Source organism: Nonomuraea sp. NPDC050202 (assembly GCF_040656115.1).
Classification (GTDB): Bacteria; Actinomycetota; Actinomycetes; order Streptosporangiales; family Streptosporangiaceae; genus Nonomuraea.
On sequence record NZ_JBFALF010000014.1, the window covers coordinates 157500 to 173774 of the forward strand.

The following is a 16275-nucleotide window of genomic DNA, read 5'->3' on the forward strand; positions in this document are numbered from 1 at the left end:
GATGTACCTGCCTACGCCGTCCGAGCAGGAGTCCGAGCGCGGGCGATGACGCGGGTCAGCTTCGCGGGGGCGAGCGTCACGTTCTTCAGCCGCCTGGCCTCCGGCGCCTGATCGGGCGCCGTGAGCTCCAGGCGGTGCAGCACCTCGCGGATGATGACGCGCATCTCCAGGAGCGCCAGTTGCGCTCCGACGCAGAAGCGCCGCCCGCCGCCGAATGGCATCCAGGCCTTGCCCTGGTGCCCGTCCAGGAAGCGCTCGGGACGGAACTCCCCGGGCGCGGGGAAGGCGGCGGGGTCACGGTGCACGAGCGGGATGTACGGCCCGGCGTACCAGCCGGCCGGGATCTCGTACCCGCCCAGCCGCAGGGGGGCGTCGAGCAGCCTCGGCGCCTCATACACGACGGGCCGGACCCGCAGCACCTCCTTGACGACCGCGTCCAGGTAGGGCTCGTCGTCCGGCAGCCGGCGCAGCACCTCGGGCATGCGCAGGAGCCGCTCGAAGGCCCAGGCCAGGCCGGTCGCGGTCGTCTCGTGGCCGGCGATGAGCATGGTGATCAGCTCGTCGCGCAGCTCCTGGTCGCCCAGCTCCGTCTCCAGCAGCCGGCCGAGCACGTCGTCCCCGCCGGGGGCGGTGCGGCGCCGGCGGATCTCGTCGAACAGGATGGCGTCCACCTCGGCGCGCAGCCGCAGGAACCGGCTGTAGGGCAGGAACGGCGCCCGGCCCGCGAGCGCGCGCAGCCGCTCGGGCAGCAGCGTCACCTGCATGGATCCGCCGGTCTCGATCAGCTCGGGCAGCAGCGTGTGCAGCCGGCGGACACGCCCGGCGTCCGTGATCCCGAAAATCAGCCGGATGATGATCTCCAGCGTGATCTCCTGCACGCGGTCGCGCAGCCCGAACGGCCGGCCCAGCGGCCAGGTCGCGATCTTCTCGGCCGCGATCGCCGCGATGTCGTCGTGGTAGCCGGCGACCTGCTTGGCGCGTAGCGGCGGGTTGAGCGCCTTGCGGTGCCGCCACCACGGCTCGCCGTCGAGCGTGAGCACCGAGTGCGCGCCCACCATGTGCTCCAGGAAGTCGCGCCGCGCCTCCCCGGCCCGGCCGTCGCCGCTCTGGTCGGTGCGGTAGACCTGCTCGGCCAGCTCGGCCGTCGTCACGTAGACCTCGGGCGGGAAGCCGGCATAGCGGACCGTGAAGATCGGCCCGTACTTGCGGTGATAGCTCTCGAACGCGCGCGGCGCGTCGGCCATGAACCATGCCGTCTGCGCCAGCGCGGGCATCTTCGGGCCGGGTGGGATCATCGTCGGTCCTCCATGTAGACGTACGTACGTCATAGACGCTCGTATACATCTGTAGCATGATTCCTGTGGCAAGAACAGACGCCGGTGGATACCGCGAACGGCTGCTGGCGGGAGCGGTGAGCTGCCTGCAGGAGAAGGGCTACGCCCACACGACCGCACGAGACCTGGTCGCCGCCTCGGGCACCAACCTGGCCTCCATCGGCTATCACTTCGGCGGCAAGGACGCGCTCCTCAACGAGGCCATCGCGGCCATCTTCGACCAGTGGACGGAGCGGGTGGAGCGCGCGCTGTTCGGCGCCGAGCTCGGCTCCCCGCGGGAGATGCTACAGCGGGCCATGGCGGAGCTGGTGGACGTCTTCGACGAGTTGCGGCCCGTGCTCATCCTGTGCGTCGAGGGCTATCCGGCGGCGCTGCGCGCGCCCGTGCTGCGGGAGAGGCTCGCCGAGGCGTACGCCAGGACGCGGGTGGCGGGGGCCGACATGTTGCGGCGGGCGAGCGGAGAGCTGGGGGTCGAGCTGCCGATGGCGCCCGAGGTGCTGGTGTCGGTCGTGGTGGCGATCTCCGACGGGCTGATGTTGCAGTGGCTGCTCGATCCCGAGGCCACCCCCGACGCCCGCCAGGTCGTCGACGCCATCGCCACCCTGGGCGCCCTCATCGCCTGATCAACTGGCAAAGGTCTGCGAACGCAGGCATGTCGCCCGCCGCTGTGGGCACATCCCCCGGGAACGAGGAGATCAAGACATGCGCGTAGGAATCGTGGGTTCCGGAAGGCTGGGTTCGCCGCTCGGCCGACTGCTCGCGGTGGCGGGCCATGACGTGTTCTTCAGCGACGCCGACCCCGCCCGCGCGGCCGCCGCGGCCCGCGCCGCCGAAGGCCAGGCGCGGGGCGGGGAGCCCGGCCAGGCGGCGCGGTTCGGCGAGGTCGTGATCATGGCGGTCGGGTGGGAGTCGTTCCCCGCGGTGGTGGCGGAGCTGGACGGCACGCTCGCCGGCAAGATCGTCGTGGATCCGAGCAACCCGATCAGCGAGCGCGACGGCGCGGCCGTGGTGGTGGCCGTCCCCGGCGGGCTGACCAGCCCTCAGTACCAGCAGCACGTGCTGGGCGACCAGGTACGCCTGGTGCGCACGTTCAACACGAAGTACCCCAACGAGCTGCTCGAACTCGGCATCGCGGGCCAGCGCGGCGGGGCGCGGGCCGACATGCCCTACTGGGGCGACGACGACGAGGCCAAGAAGGCCGTGGTGCCGCTCATCGAGGACGCCGGGTTCACCGCCATCGACGGGGGCGGCCTGTCAGAGGCGCTGTGATCGGGCCGCGCGGGAGTGCGCGGCCGGCCGGAGCGCTGTGATCGGATCGTGCGGGACGGCGTGGCCTGTCAGAGGCGCTGTGATCAGGTGGCGCAGGTGTCGTGGGTGGCGTCGAACCCCTTCATCGCCTCCGTGTCGTCCGTGCGCAGCGGCTTGAGGCCCTTCCAGTCGTTCCCGATCACCAGGATCAGCCGGTTCGTCCTGGCGCCCGGCACGGCCCGCGTGGCGGAGCCCTGGAGGTCGTTGCGGAGCGTGGGCACCCGGGTCTCGCCGTTCGGGCCGTAGAAGATCGTGGTCTTCGCCTGCGGCTTCTTCGCCGAGTCGCCGATCTTGGCGATGTGGTAGCCGCGCTGTTCGAGGAAGGCCGCGACCTCCGTGGCCAGGCCGCCGCGCCAGGTGCCGTTGCGCAGCTCGATCTGGATCTTCGAGCGGCCCACCTTGGCCTGGCCGCCCTTGACACCCTCCACGCTCTGGTCCTTGGCCACGATCTGGAACAGCCGCTTGGACTGGTCCGGCACCCACTCCACCCGGCCCGGCTGAGTGAGGGAGTAGTGCCACGGGGTGGTGATGAAGCGGATCTTGCTGATGTCCAGGCCCTGCAGGCTGCCCGCGAGGTCCCTCATGACGCCGGTGGTCAGGCCCTGGTCGGTGGTGATCGCCTGGGTGGCGGCGTCGAGGGTGCCCAGGAGCTTGGCCGGGTCGGTGAGCGTCTCGCCGCTCATCACCTTCTTCACCATCGAGGCGATGAACATCTGCTGCCGCTGGATGCGCCCGATGTCGGAGCCGTCGCCGAGGCTGTAGCGGGCACGCACGTAGCCGAGCGCCTGCTCGCCGTTGAGCGTCTGCTTGCCGGCGGGCAGGTGCAGCAGGGCCTTCTTGTCGTTGATCGCCTCGGGCAGGCAGACCTCGACACCGCCGATGGCGTTCACGATGCCCTTGAAGCCGGTGAAGTCCACCTTCACGAAGTGGTCGATGTGGATGCCGGTGAGCGCCTCGATCGTCTTCCAGGTGCAGGCGATGCCGCCGGAGTTGAACGACTCGTTGATCATGCCGACGTGCGCCTGCTGGCCGGGCAGGCCCTTGGTGGCGCGGCAGGCGGGGAGCTGGACGACCGAGTCGCGCGGGAAGCTGATCACCATCGCGTTGTCGCGCTTGGACGACAGGTGGGCCAGCATGATCGTGTCGGTGCGCTCGCCCGCGACCCTGCCGTACTTGGCGTTCTTGCCGTTGCGCTGGTCGGAGCCGACGATCAGGACGTTCATGGCGGTGCCGGCCACCTTGGGCGGGCGGGTGGCGCCGAGGTCCTCGGCGGTGACGTCCTCGTGCTCGATGTTGCCGGTCAGGCGCGCGTACACGCCGACGGCCACGCCGGTGACGAGGAGGACGACGGTCACCGTGACCGCGATCACCCAGCGCAGCCAGCGGCGTCGCCGCCGCGGCGGCGGCGTGCCGGGTTCGGAGGGCGGCGCGTCGACAAGCCCGCTGCTCACGTGACTCCCACAGGACGGGGCCGCGGGCCACCGCCCATGGCCAAGAGCCTCGCCGTACAGATCTCGGCCGTTGATCGTGCCTGAGTGTACTCAGTCAGACAGGGAGTTGCGCCCTCACTCGGGCAGGTTCACCCGCAGCGACACCGTGCCGCGCAGGTCGAGCCAGGCCGTGCCGGGGCCGCGGACCAGGCGGAGCACGACCTCCTCGCAGCCGGGGCAGCGGGCGACCAGGCCCGGGTCGGGCCCGTACACGCGCAGCGAGGCGACCGGGCCGGTCAGGCCGCAGCTCGCGCAGCGGCCGACCGCGGAGGTCACGTCCACGGCGAAGATCTCGCCCAGCGGGCCCGCCAGGGCGTTGCCGTCCAGGTGCTCGGTCATGTCAGCCTCCGGTGGGACCGAAACGTTCGGTTCTGATGCGCTCGGGCGCGTGCCCGAGCGCGAGCAGCAGGTCGGCAGCGGCCTCCACGAACTCCGTCGGCCCGCACACGTAGCAGTCGGGCTCGAACGTGGCAGGCCAGCCGCCCTCGGCCAGGTCGTCCAGCATGATGCGGCCCGCGGGCCGGGAGACGCCCTCGGGCGCCGATCTCGTGTAGAGGTAGGTGATGTCCAGCCCGGGCTCGGGCCGGCGCAGCTCCTCGGCGTAGTAGCGGCGCTCCGGGTCGCGCAGGGAGTACAGCAGGCGGAACGGCACGCGGCTGCCCGCCTGCCTGCGCGCCCTGATCATGGCCATCAGCGGCACGATCCCCGAGCCGCCGCCCACCAGCAGCACCGGCGCCTTGCTCTCGGTCCGCCACACGAACCAGCCGCCCACCGGGCCGCGGAGCTCGACCTGGTCGCCGACCCGCAGCTCCTCCGTCAGGTACGGCGACACCTCGCCGTCGCGCACCCTCTCCACGGTCAGCTCGACCAGGTCGCCGTCGGCCGGCGAGGCCATCGAGTAGCTGCGCTGCGCCGTGTAGCCGTCCTCGGCCGTCAGCCGCACGTCCACGTGCTGGCCCGCCAGGTGCCCCGGCCAGCCGGGCACCCGGAACCGCAGCGTGCGGGCGGTCGCGGTCTCGGCGGAGCCGTCCACCAGCTCGGCCGGCCGCCACGTCAGGCGGCGCACCCTAGTCGCCCTCGTAGCGCTGCTCGCGCCACGGGTCGCCGTAGTTGTGGTAGCCGGCGGTCTCCCAGAAGCCGGGCCAGTCCTCGTTCAGCAGCCGGATGCCGCGCACCCACTTGGCCGACTTCCAGAAGTACAGGTGCGGCACGATCAGGCGGGCCGGGCCGCCGTGGCGCGGCTCCAGCTCCTCGCCGTCGAAGCGGTGCACGATCCACGCCTTGCCGTCGAGCAGGTCCTCCAGCGGCAGGTTGGTGGTGTAGCCGCCGTAGGAGTAGACCAGCGCGTACTCGGCGGCGGTCTCCACGTCCTCGAAGAGCACGTCGAGCGAGACGCCCTCCCACGTGGTGTCCAGCTTCGACCACTTGGTGACGCAGTGGATGTCGGCCGTGGGGGTCTCGCTGGGCAGCGCCATGAACTCCTCCCACGACCAGCGGTGGGTCTGCTCCGCCTCGGTGTCGATGGCGAACTCCCACCGGTCGAGCGGCACCCGCGGCGTCGGGCCTGCCGACAGTACGGGGAAGTCGTCGACCAGGTACTGGCCCGGCGGAACGCGGTCGCCGTCGTCTCTGCGCTTTCCGCGGAAACCGCGGGAAATGATGCTCATGGCCCCCTCCTGAGGCCATTTCACCACGGGCCCGTTTCGTCACGGTCAACGACCCGCCCGCGGGACGACCAGGCCCGACTCGTAGGCGAAGACCACGAGCTGGGCGCGGTCGCGGGCGCGCAGCTTCGTCATCGCCCTGCTGACGTGCGTCTTGGCGGTCATCGGGCTGATCACCATGTGCGCGGCGATCTCGTCGTTGGACAGGCCGCGGGCCACCAGGGCGGTCACCTCGCGCTCCCGGTTGGTGAGCACGTCCAGCCCGGCGGGCTCGGGCTCGGGGCGGCGGGCCACGTACTCGCCGATCAGGCGCCGGGTGATCGCGGGCGACAGCAGCGCGTCGCCCCTGGCCGCCACCCTGACGCCCTGCAGCAGGTCCGCGGGCTCGGTGTCCTTGACCAGGAAGCCGCCGGCGCCCGCCCTGAGGGCGTTGAAGACGTACTCGTCGAGGCCGTAGTTGGTCAGGATCACCACGTGCACGCCGCTCAGCCGCTCGTCGGCGGCGATGCGGCGGGTCGCCTCGATGCCGTCCATCACGGGCATCTGCACGTCGACGAGGGCCACGTCGGGGAGGTGTTCGAGGGCGAGCGCGACGGCCTGCTCGCCGTTCGCGGCCTCGGCCACCACCTCGATGTCGTCCTCGGCCTCCAGCAGCGCGCGGAAGCCGCCGCGGATGAGCGCCTGGTCGTCCACCAGCAGGACTCGGATCATGAGGGTTCTCCCAGGGGGAGCTCGGCACGTACGGTGAAGCCGCCTTCGGCACGGGGCTCGGCGAGCAGGCGGCCGCCGAGCGCGGTGACGCGCTCGCGCATGCCGAGCAGGCCCACACCGGGTACGGGCGGGGCGTCCCTGGTGGCCTTGCCGTCGTCGTCCACCTGCACGACCAGCTCCGCCCCGCCGTAGTCGACGCGTACGGCCGCGGCGGCGGCGCCGGCGTGCCTGGAGACGTTGGTCAGCGCCTCCTGCACGATCCGGTACGCGGCCCGGTCCACCTCGGCGGGCAGCTCCCTGCGCTCGCCCGAGACCGTCACCGTGGCGGGCAGCCCCGCCGAGCGGGCCCGCTCCACCAGGTCGCCGAGCCGGGCCAGGCCGCTCGGACCGTCCTGCTCGCCGGGCTCGCCGTCCGCGTCGCGCAGCAGCTCCAGCGTGGTGCGCAGCTCCCGCATGGCGTCGCCGCTGGCCTCCTGGATGGCGAGCAGCGCCGCCGGCACCTCCTCGCCGCGCTTGCGCGCCAGGTGCACCGCCACCCCGGCCTGCACCTTGATGACCGAGATGCTGTGGGTGAGCGAGTCGTGCAGCTCCCTGGCGATGCGCAGCCGCTCCTCGCCGGCCCGGCGGCGGGCGACCTCCTCGCGGGTGCGCTCGGCCTCGGCGGCACGCTGCTCGGCCTGCTCCACGTACGCCTGCCGGTGCATGCTCACCGTCCCCGTCACCCCGGCGGCCAGGAACCAGCCGAGCAGCAGCGTCGTGTTCTGGAGGACCTGCTGCTCCTGGGCGGCGCCGGTCGCGTCGGTCAGGCTGCCCGCCAGGCTGGAGCCCAGGAACACCACCCCGGCCAGCACCGGGAACAGGCGATGCCCGGCCCTGACCGCGCCGTACACCGACACCAGCACGGGGAACGCGGCGGGCGGCCCCGGCTGGACGTGCGCCGAGAACACCAGCATGCAGACCGTGCTGATCGCCAGCGACACCAGGGGCGCCCGGCGCCAGGCCAGCAGCGAGGCGGCGGCGATGAGGACCGCGGCCAGGTCCAGGACTCCCGCGCCGGGGGTCGCGAGCACGGTGAGCGAGAGCATGGCGGCCACCACGGCGGCGAGGGCGCCGTCGAGGGCGAAGGAGCGCCATCCGCGCGCAGAGCTCATTCCTGCAGATTAGGGCGTGATCCGGGCGCCGGTCGTCGGCGCCCGGGCGGAACTCGCTACTACTCCCGGCGTAGTACGCCCGCCGTTCCTGCGTCCCGTGTCGTAGCGGCAGGATTCGCCCGCTGCACGACGACCGGCGGCGGTCCGTGAGACCACGATGGCGGCCATGGAGAGAACCTGTCCCAGGAGCCGATCATGACCGCTTCCCCCACCATGGCCGCCCGCCCGGCGACCTGGACCGTCCAGACACTCAAGGCCGTGGCCGTGCTGCACGTGGTCGCGCTGCTGTTCCAGGCGGTGACGGCGGGCATGCTGCTGTCCTCGCCCGGCGGGCGGGCGCTGCACGCGGCCTCCGGTATGGCCCTGGCCGTCATCGGGCTGCTCCACCTGGTCGCCGCGATCCTCGTCCGCTGGCCGGGCGGCGGCAGCGCGAGGTTCATCGGGCCGGCGGCGGGGCTGTTCGTGTTCACGATCGTGGCGGCGGCGCTCGGCATGATGCATGTGAAGACCGTTCACCTGCCGCTCGGGGTGTTGCTGTTCGGCGGCGGCGTGGCCCAGCTCATCCGCGTCATGGCGCGGCCGGGACGGGCATGAGCCCGACCCGGCGGGAGGTGCTGCGGCTGCTCGGGCTCGGGGCCGTCGCGGCCGCCGGGGCGCAGGGGTGCTCGCTGCTCGCCGGCACCCCGCAGCCGCAGCTCCTGGCCAGCGCGGCCCCGCTGCCCAAGCCGTACGCGGTGCCGCTGCCGGTCCCCGAGGTCGCCCGGCCGGTCCGCAGCGCCGGCGAGGTGGACTTCTACGAGCTGACCGAGCGGGCGGCGGAGGCCGAGCTGCTGCCCGGGCTGCGCACCCCCATCTGGGGGTACGGCGGCACGTTCCCCGGCCCCACGATCAAGGCGCGCAGCGGGCGGCGCACGGTCGTCAAGCTGGTCAACCAGCTCGGCGAGCCGACCGTCCTGCACCTGCACGGCGGGCACACGCCGCCCGAGTCCGACGGTTACCCGACGGATCTGGTGGCGCCCGGCGCCTCGCGCGAGTACGTGTTCCCGCTGGAGCAGCGGGCCGCCACCCTCTGGTACCACGACCATCGCATGGACTACACCGGGCCGCAGGTCTGGCGCGGGCTGGCGGGGATGTTCCTGGTCGGGGACGCGGAGGAGGAGGCGCTGCCGCTGCCGTCCGGGGAGCGGGACCTGCCGCTGCTGATCTGCGACCGGTCGTTCGCGGCCGACGGCCACCTGCTGTACCCGGCGCTGGAGGGGAAGCCCGGGGTGCGGGAGGCGTACATGGGGGGCGTGCTCGGTGACGTGATCCTGGTGAACGGGGCGCCGTGGCCGGAGCTGCGGGTGGCCAGGGCGCGGTACCGGCTGCGGCTGTGCAACGCCTCGAACGCGCGGGCGTACGAGCTGTCCACCGGGGGGCCGATGGTGCAGATCGGGAGCGACGGGGGGCTGCTGGCGGCGCCCAGGACGGTGAGGCAGATCCGGCTGGCGCCGGGGGAGCGGGCCGAAGTGGTCGTGGACTTCTCGGCGTACCGGGTGGGGCAGCACGTCGAACTGCGGAACCTGGCGGGGGAGGGGGCGCAGGCGCGGGTGATGCGCTTCGCGGTGGAGCGGGACGAGAGCGACGACTCCGCCGTGCCGGCCCGCCTGTCGACCGTGGAGGCGCTCGATCCCGCCAGGGCGGCGGTGACGCGGGACTTCGAGTTCAGCAGCGGGAGCATGCACGGAGGGACGGGGTGGCTGATCAACGGCCGGCCGTTCGACGCCAGGCGCATGGAGGCCAGGCCCAAGCTGGGCGACATCGAGGTCTGGCGGCTGACCAGCGACGTCGCGCATCCGGTGCATGTGCATCTCGACCAGTTCCAGGTGCTGTCGGTCAACGGCGAACGCCCGCAGGGGCCGCCGGAGTGGAAGGACACCGTAGAGCTGCGCGACGCCCAGACCGTCGAGATCGTCACCCGCTTCACCGACTACCGGGGGCGGTACGTGCTGCACTGCCACAACCTCGAACACGAGGACATGGCGATGATGGCCGCCTTCGAGGTCGTCTGATCCGGCCTCACGCGCGCTCAGCCGGGCAGGCGGTCCGAGCGAGGCCAGACGTAGTCGAGGTCGTCCGGTTCGTCCCCGAAGACGGGCCGGTAGAAGCCCGGGTCCTTGCGCAGCAGGGCCGAGCGGTGGCTGAGGTGCAGGCGCTCGTCGCCGAGCCACGGCGGCAGCTCGCCGGCCGCCGCCAGCTCGGGCTGCGCGCGGATCTCCGGAGTGCCGCGGAGCTGGGCCAGCTCGGTGCTCATCGTGTCGGCGCAGGTGTCGGCGCGGCCCAGGGAGCGCCAGTGGCGGCACATCTCCAGCCCGTAGCGGACGAGCGCCTCCTCGTACCCCGCCCACATCTTGACCGCGGGGTGGTGGCGCCAGCCGTACCCGGGGACGGTGAGGGCGCGCAGCACCTGGAGGGTCTCGACGCGCTGCTTGCCCAGCCGCAGCGGGTCGAGGACCGCCGCCGTCGCCGTGAAGTCGGGATATGGCAGGAACGTTTGCATCTTTACCCCCGCTGACGTGCTCCTTCTCGCCGGATCGTATAGACCGCCCGCCACCCGACGCTCACAATCAGGGCATGGGAGACCCGTATGTCGGCGCACGGACGCCGCGCAGGGAAGACACCAGGCTGCTGACCGGCAAGAGCAGGTATGTGGGGAACGTGCGCCTGCCCGGCACGCTGCACGCCCACGTCGTACGCAGCCCCATCGCCCACGGCCGGCTGCTCGGCTGCGACACCAAGGCGGTCTGGGCCGTCGAGGGAGTCGTCGACGTCATCACCCCGGCCGAAGCGGCCGGCCTCCGCCTATCCTGCGTGAACGTGCTGCCGGGCCAGCGCATCACCTCCTACCGGGTGCTGGACGAGGCCATCAGGTACGCGGGCCAGCCACTCGCCCTCATCGTCGCCCGTACGCCGGAGGCCGCCAGGGACGCCGCCGACCTCCTCGACCTGGACCTCGACGAGCTGCCTGCCACGGTCGGCGCCGAGCGGGCCATGGACGCCCGGCCGCTCTACCCGGAGCTGGGCACCAACGTGATCACGGACTTCGGGATGGGTGACGAGGACTGCCTGGCCGCCGTCGAGGGGGCCGAGCACGTGGTCGAGATGGTGTTCAGGATGGGCAGGGTCTCGCCGTACCCGCTGGAGCCGCGCGGCGTGGTGGCCTCGTACGCCGACGACGAGCTGACCGTGCACATCTCCTCGCAGGCGCCGCACCACGTGCGCGAGCACCTGGCGGACTCGTTCGGGCTGTCCCACGACCGGGTGCGCGTGATCAGCCGCGACACGGGCGGCGGGTTCGGCGCCAAGGAGCACGTCTACCCCGACGAGACGCTCGTCTGCCTGGCCGCGATGCGCACGGGCCGCCCGGTGAGCTGGACGGAGGCGCCGGGCGACCGGCTGTCGGCCACGCTGTCGGCGCGGCAGGCCGTGCACCGGGCGCGGCTGGCGCTGGACGGCGACGGGCGGTTCGTGGCCATGTACGTGGACGTCGTCGGCGACCTCGGCGCCCATCCGGGGAACACCGGGGGCTCGACGTTCGCGGTCACGGCCACGCTGCTGCCGGGGCCGTACCGGTTCGACCGGTTCGCGGTGCGGGTGCGCGGCGTGGTGACCACGACGACGCCGTTCGGCTCCTACCGGGGCTTCGGCCAGCCCGAGGCCACCCTGACCAGGGAGCGGCTGATCGACGAGGCGGCGCGCCGGCTCGGCGTCGACCGGATCGAGCTGCGGCTGCGCAACATGCTGCGGCCGGAGGAGCTGCCGTTCACGACGGCGGTGGGCCAGACCTACGACTCGGGTGACTACCCGCGCGCCCTGCGCACGGTGCGGGATCTCGTGCGGCCGGTCGGCCGCGCGGACGACGGCCGCAGGCGCGGTGTGGGCTACTCCTGCCACGTCGAGACCACCGGGCTGGGCCCGTCGATGGACCTCAAGGCCATGGGGGCGGAGGCGGGCGGCTACGAGACGGTGGTGCTGCGGATGGAGCAGGACGGGTCCGTGGTGGTGTCGGCGGGGGTGGTCTCGATCGGGCAGGGCATCGAGACGGCGCTGGCCCAGCTCGCGGCCGACCGGATCGGGGTGCCGATCGAGCGGGTCCGGGTGGTGCTGGGGGACACGGCGACGACCCCGTACTCGTCGATCGGGTCGATCGCGAGCCGATCGCTGACGATCGGTGGCGGGGCGCTCACGCGGGCCGCCGGCAAGCTGCGTGACAAGCTGCTGGCCATCGCCGCGCACCGGCTGGAGGCGGCGCCAGGGGACCTGGAGCTGGCCGACGGCGCGGTGCGGGTGAAGGGCGACCCGCACGCGTCGGTGCCGCTGCGCGAGCTGGCCACGTCGGCATGGCGCGGCTGGGACCTGCCCGAGGGGGTCACGCCCGGCCTGGAGGAGCGCGACAGCTACGACCCGGCCGGCTACACCTTCGCGTACGGGGCGCACGCGGCGGCCGTGGCCGTGGACCCGGAGACCGGGGCGGTCGAGCTGGAGGGCTACTGGCTGGTCAACGACTCCGGCGTGCTGGTCAACCCGGCCGTGGTCGAGGGCCAGCTCATGGGCGGCGTGGCGCAGGGGATCGGCCAGGCGCTGACCGAGGAGATCGTCTACACCGACGACGGGCAGCCGATCACCGACTACCTGCCGCCGACCACGCGGGAGGTGCCGGACATCGAGGTCGTGATGCTGGAGACGCCCTCGCCGGTCACGCCGGGCGGCATGAAGGGCGTCGGCGAGTCGGGCACGATCGGCCCGCCCGCGGCGATCGCCAACGCGGTCGCCGCCGCCCTGCCGGAGATCGCGGACCGGATCACAGACGTGCCTCTCACCCCGGCCGCCGTGTGGTCCCTGCTGCAGGTGTCGCGCCCTGCGGCCTGGGAACGAGGAGGCTGAACGGGGGATCGGGGGACACCATGGTGGAATATCGGGAGCTGCTCCGCGCCATCGGCCGCATGACGGGCCTGGCCGCGGGGCCGGCCAGGGCGGCGGCGGAGGCCACGCTCACCACGCTGGCGCGCACGCTCGACGAGGCGGGCCGGCGCGAGCTGATCGACGCCCTGCCGCCCGAGCTGACCGACGACTTCCCGATGGACCACCCGGGCAACGACGGCACCGAGGAGGGCTTCGTCCGCCAGGCGGCCCTGCTCGGCCGCCGGCCTCCCGAGCAGGCCAGGATCAGGGCGCAGGCCGTGCTGGCGGCGGTGGCCGAGCAGGATCCGGCACTGGTGGCCCGGCTGCACATCCCCGAGCAGGTGCGCGGCCTGTTCGAGGCGCCGGGCGGCGGCGGCATCACCGGCCCCAAGGGCCACAGCGCCCCGCTGACGGACGCCGAGATCGGCGCGGCGCTGCGCACGCTGCCGCGGTGGAGCGGTGACCGGTCGGGGCTGCGCCGGACCATCTCGCTGCCGCAGGAGAACCTGCACGCGGTGCGCAGGGCTCTCGACCGGCTCAAGATCACGTACGGCCGCCAGCCGCAGCTCCACGACACCGCCGAGGGGCTCGTCCTGCTGGTGCGGACGGTCTCGGTGGGCGCCGTGACGTCGCTGGACGTGGAGCTGGCCAGGCGGGTGGACGAGCTGATCGAGGAGATCGGCGCCGGCATCGGCCGCCCCTGACCGGCCCGAAGGTCACTCCTGGTCGATCGGCTTGGGGCTGGACGGGCGCATGCTCTCGGCCAGCCCCGCCTTCCTGCCCCGCCTGCGGTGCTGCTGCATGCGCTCGTCCTCGGTCCGGTCGGGCGCGGGATCGACGGGCACCGACCGCAGCACCTCGGCCATGCTGGCGTACTCGCCGAGCGGCAGCGACCGCAGGGCGCGCTCGGTGTCCTCGCCGGCGCCGTGCGCGTGGGCGTGCGCCACGATGCTCTCCTTGTCGGCCGGGAAGTCGAGGGAGTTGAGGGCCTCGCGGACCGGGCGCGTGTCGTGCAGTTTCATGCTGCCCCACTACCCGGGTTACGGACACCGCCCTAAAAGAATGTGCGATATTTCACCGAAAATTCGACCCGAACGGGGCTCTCGTACGTACACGTTTCGACAGCGTTGTACGTCAACCCATAGGCAGGTCCTCTTGCTGAGCGAAAGGCGCATTCGCTGCCCCTCACCACAGGAGGGAGACGACATGACCAGGCTGCGATCGACCCGCAGGAGCCGGAAGCAGTTCGCGTGGCCGCTGCACGAGGACGCGCGGACCGTCGGTCAGGCTCGTGCCGTTGTTCGCATGGAATTGTCGCAACTCTCCCTTTCCTCCGATCTCGTTGACGACGCCGTTCTCATGGCGAGCGAATTGATCACCAATGCCTTCATGTACGGCGACGGCCCCTACGAACTCGTTCTCCATGTGGACGACAAGGACATCATGGTCGTGGTCGTGGTCGTGGACGGCAGCCCCGTCCTGCCCGCCCCGGCGCCCCACGACCTGGCGGCCGAGCACGGGCGCGGGCTGCGCATCGTGGCCAGGCTCTCCGACGGCTTCTACGGCTGCCATCCCCAGCGTTACGTCACGCAGCCCGGCCTGGTCGGCAAGGCCACCTGGTTCGCGATCCCGCGCTCCGGCGCCGCCGGCAACGTGGTGCCGATCCGGGCAGGCGTCTGACTTTGTCGCCGCTGTCCTCTACTCTCCCCAGCAGCGGCCGCCACGTCTTCGCCGGTGACAACCACTCCTCCGTCTACTGCTTCGACGCCTCCGGCGAGCGGCTGTGGAAGCTCGCCACCGGCTGCGGCTCCGCCTTCTCCATGCAGTACCTGGACGACCGGCTCTACATCGTCACCACGGACGGCACCCTGGCCTGCATCGACGCGAGCGAGGCCGCCATCGCCGCGGCCCGCACCGGCAGCGTGCCCCAGCCCGTGGACGTCAAGGCGGCCGCGTCGCTGGAGGCCGTCGAGCCCTCGGTCGTGCTGGAGACCGTGCTGGAGACGGCGAGCGAGGCGGGCGACGGCGTGGTGGTGGAGTGCGTGCGGGAGGGCGAGCGGCTGCGGGTGCGCGTGGTCAGCCCCGGCTACGAGTCCTGGAACGTGCAGTTCCCGAAGGAGATCCGCGAAGCGGGCGCCCGCTACCTGGTGGACGGGGTGCGCTCGGCCGGACGCGGCGGGTTCTACCGCGCCTACGGGGAGATCCGGCGGCTCCTCTGACGCCTCGCCTGGCGCACCTCAACGCGGGCGCGGTCCCGCGACGGTCACCAGCACCAGCAGGCCCGCCACGACGCCGGTGATCGCGCTGGCCAGGTAGACGTCGTTGAGCGCGGCGTACCCGCCGCCGTCACGGTAGAGGAGGCCGAGCAGGGCGACGCCGAGCGCGTACCCGAGCTGCCTGACCGTGTTGACCGTGCCCGCGGCCATGCCGGCGCGCTGCGGCGGCGCGTACGTCATGGCGGCGGAGCTGAACGCGGGGACGGCCAGGCCCACGCCCAGGCCGGTGAGGACCAGGCCGGGCGCCGGCGCGGTCCAGCCCGAGTGCTCGCCGAGCGTGCCCTGCAGCAGCGCGCCGGCGCCGATCAGCAGCAGCCCGCCGCCGATCGCGACCCGCGGCGACAGCCCGGGGAACAGCCGGGAGACCGCCACGGAGGCCACCAGGGACGTGGCGGCCATCGGCGACAGCGCCAGCCCCGCCATCACCGGGCCGAGCCGCAGGTCCTGCTGGAGCCAGAGCGAGGTGAAGGCCAGGCAGGCGAACGCGGCCGGCATGATCAGACCGGCCCCCGCCATGATCCCGCTGAACGACCGCTCGGCGAACAGCCGCAGGTCCAGCATGGGGTTCGCGCCACGCGACTCGGTCACCAGGAAGGCGAGGAACGCCGCCGCCGCCACGGCCAGCGGCGCCAGCGTGCGTGCCGCCGCCCAGCCGTGCTCACCCGCCTCGATCAGCCCGTACGTCAGCGCCCCCGCCGCTAGCGTGAACGTGACCATGCCCGCCCAGTCGAGCCGGGTCCCGCCGGGCAGACGCGACTCCTCGACGCCCCGCAGGGTCAGCCAGGCGGCGACCAGGCTGATCGGCAGGTTCACCAGGAAGATGGCCCGCCAGTGCAGGTGCTCGGTGAGCAGGCCGCCGAGCACGGGCGCGATGGCCGCGGCGGCCCCGTTCACCCCGCCCCACACGCCGAACGCGATGCCGCGCTGCCTGCCGTGGTAGGTGGCGCTGACGAGGGCGAGGGTCGTGGCCATCATGGCCGCGGCGGCGGCGCCCTGCACCAGGCGGGCGGCCAGCAGCAGCCCGGCGCTCGGCGCCAGCCCGCAGGCGAGCGAGGCCAGCGCGAACACCGCCAGCGCTCCCAGGTAGACCTTGCGCCGCCCCGTGTGGTCGGCGTACGAGCCGGCGGCCAGCAGCAGCGCGGCGAGGGACAGCGCGTAGCCGTCGAGCAGCCACTGCGCGCCGGTGAAGGACATGCTCAGGTCGGCCGTGATGCCGGGCAGCGCGACCATGACGATGGTCACGTCCACGAGGAGCATGAAGGCGCCCAGGCAGGCGGCCACCAAGGGGGACCAGGAGACGGTCGCCGTCTCCGGTGCTGATGTTCTGGTCATGGCGACCACGGTGCGGCCGTGCCGGGGGTATCCGCTACCTGGAGCCGTACTTCTGGCGGTTTTCCGTG

18 protein-coding genes are annotated in these 16275 nt (G+C 72.7%); 8 read left to right on the plus strand and 10 right to left on the minus strand.

What is annotated here, in order from left to right:
- Positions 1 to 11: 11 nt before the first annotated feature.
- Positions 12 to 1295 (minus strand): cytochrome P450, encoded by a 1284-nt coding sequence (locus AB0I79_RS32135; RefSeq protein ID WP_357880862.1) that lies wholly within the window; start codon positions 1293 to 1295, stop codon positions 12 to 14.
- Positions 1296 to 1360: 65 nt separating this feature from the next.
- Between AB0I79_RS32135 and AB0I79_RS32140 the strand changes: the two genes are divergently transcribed.
- Positions 1361 to 1957, plus strand: coding sequence for a TetR family transcriptional regulator (locus AB0I79_RS32140; RefSeq protein ID WP_357880865.1), 597 nt, complete (start codon positions 1361 to 1363; stop codon positions 1955 to 1957).
- 79 nt (positions 1958 to 2036) lie between these two features.
- The gene (locus AB0I79_RS32145) at positions 2037 to 2603 is read left to right on the plus strand and encodes an NAD(P)-binding domain-containing protein (protein ID WP_357880868.1); all 567 of its coding nucleotides are present in this window, start codon (positions 2037 to 2039) and stop codon (positions 2601 to 2603) included.
- An 83-nt stretch (positions 2604 to 2686) separates the two neighbouring features.
- Here AB0I79_RS32145 and AB0I79_RS32150 read toward each other — a convergent pair whose 3' ends face one another.
- From AB0I79_RS32150 to AB0I79_RS32175, 6 genes are all read right to left on the minus strand, one after another.
- Positions 2687 to 4093: an LCP family protein gene (locus AB0I79_RS32150; RefSeq protein WP_357880871.1), complete on the minus strand. Its 1407-nt coding sequence runs from the start codon at positions 4091 to 4093 to the stop codon at positions 2687 to 2689.
- Between the two features lie 114 nt (positions 4094 to 4207).
- Positions 4208 to 4471 (minus strand): DUF6510 family protein, encoded by a 264-nt coding sequence (locus AB0I79_RS32155; protein ID WP_357880874.1) that lies wholly within the window; start codon positions 4469 to 4471, stop codon positions 4208 to 4210.
- A 1-nt stretch (position 4472) separates the two neighbouring features.
- A complete protein-coding gene (locus AB0I79_RS32160) occupies positions 4473 to 5198 on the minus strand; it encodes a ferredoxin reductase (RefSeq protein ID WP_357880877.1) in 726 nt (241 codons plus the stop codon).
- A gap of 1 nt (position 5199) precedes the next feature.
- On the minus strand, positions 5200 to 5799 hold the full coding sequence (locus tag AB0I79_RS32165; protein ID WP_357880880.1) for a sulfite oxidase-like oxidoreductase: 600 nt from the start codon (positions 5797 to 5799) through the stop codon (positions 5200 to 5202).
- A 45-nt stretch (positions 5800 to 5844) separates the two neighbouring features.
- Positions 5845 to 6507, minus strand: coding sequence for a response regulator transcription factor (locus tag AB0I79_RS32170; protein WP_357880883.1), 663 nt, complete (start codon positions 6505 to 6507; stop codon positions 5845 to 5847).
- Positions 6504 to 7658: a sensor histidine kinase gene (locus AB0I79_RS32175; RefSeq protein ID WP_357880886.1), complete on the minus strand. Its 1155-nt coding sequence runs from the start codon at positions 7656 to 7658 to the stop codon at positions 6504 to 6506. The genes AB0I79_RS32170 and AB0I79_RS32175 overlap by 4 nt, the downstream gene beginning before the upstream one ends.
- 195 nt (positions 7659 to 7853) lie before the next feature.
- On the opposite strand from AB0I79_RS32175, the gene AB0I79_RS32180 reads away from it, so the two are divergent.
- Positions 7854 to 8252 (plus strand): hypothetical protein, encoded by a 399-nt coding sequence (locus AB0I79_RS32180; protein ID WP_357880889.1) that lies wholly within the window; start codon positions 7854 to 7856, stop codon positions 8250 to 8252.
- Positions 8249 to 9709 (plus strand): multicopper oxidase family protein, encoded by a 1461-nt coding sequence (locus AB0I79_RS32185; RefSeq protein WP_357880892.1) that lies wholly within the window; start codon positions 8249 to 8251, stop codon positions 9707 to 9709. Before AB0I79_RS32180 ends, AB0I79_RS32185 begins: the two co-directional genes overlap by 4 nt.
- A 17-nt stretch (positions 9710 to 9726) precedes the next feature.
- Here the strand turns inward: AB0I79_RS32185 and AB0I79_RS32190 are convergent, their stop codons facing one another.
- Positions 9727 to 10197 (minus strand): MSMEG_6728 family protein, encoded by a 471-nt coding sequence (locus AB0I79_RS32190; RefSeq protein ID WP_357880895.1) that lies wholly within the window; start codon positions 10195 to 10197, stop codon positions 9727 to 9729.
- Between the two features lie 74 nt (positions 10198 to 10271).
- Between AB0I79_RS32190 and AB0I79_RS32195 the strand changes: the two genes are divergently transcribed.
- Together AB0I79_RS32195 and AB0I79_RS32200 are read left to right on the plus strand one after the other, a co-directional pair.
- Entirely contained in the window at positions 10272 to 12581 is a 2310-nt protein-coding gene (locus AB0I79_RS32195) for a xanthine dehydrogenase family protein molybdopterin-binding subunit (RefSeq protein WP_357880898.1), read from the plus strand.
- Between the two features lie 20 nt (positions 12582 to 12601).
- On the plus strand, positions 12602 to 13303 hold the full coding sequence (locus tag AB0I79_RS32200) for a DUF2267 domain-containing protein (RefSeq protein WP_357880902.1): 702 nt from the start codon (positions 12602 to 12604) through the stop codon (positions 13301 to 13303).
- Positions 13304 to 13315: 12 nt separating this feature from the next.
- Here AB0I79_RS32200 and AB0I79_RS32205 read toward each other — a convergent pair whose 3' ends face one another.
- A complete protein-coding gene (locus AB0I79_RS32205) occupies positions 13316 to 13621 on the minus strand; it encodes a DUF2795 domain-containing protein (protein ID WP_357880905.1) in 306 nt (101 codons plus the stop codon).
- Positions 13622 to 13805: 184 nt separating this feature from the next.
- Between AB0I79_RS32205 and AB0I79_RS32210 the strand changes: the two genes are divergently transcribed.
- Positions 13806 to 14279, plus strand: coding sequence for an ATP-binding protein (locus AB0I79_RS32210; protein ID WP_357880907.1), 474 nt, complete (start codon positions 13806 to 13808; stop codon positions 14277 to 14279).
- Positions 14280 to 14281: 2 nt separating this feature from the next.
- The gene (locus AB0I79_RS32215) at positions 14282 to 14818 is read left to right on the plus strand and encodes a PQQ-binding-like beta-propeller repeat protein (RefSeq protein ID WP_357880910.1); all 537 of its coding nucleotides are present in this window, start codon (positions 14282 to 14284) and stop codon (positions 14816 to 14818) included.
- 18 nt (positions 14819 to 14836) lie between these two features.
- On the opposite strand, the gene AB0I79_RS32220 is transcribed toward AB0I79_RS32215, so the two are convergent.
- Complete coding sequence (locus AB0I79_RS32220) at positions 14837 to 16207, minus strand: MFS transporter (protein ID WP_357880913.1); 1371 nt, start codon at positions 16205 to 16207, stop codon at positions 14837 to 14839.
- Positions 16208 to 16275: the final 68 nt, after the last annotated feature.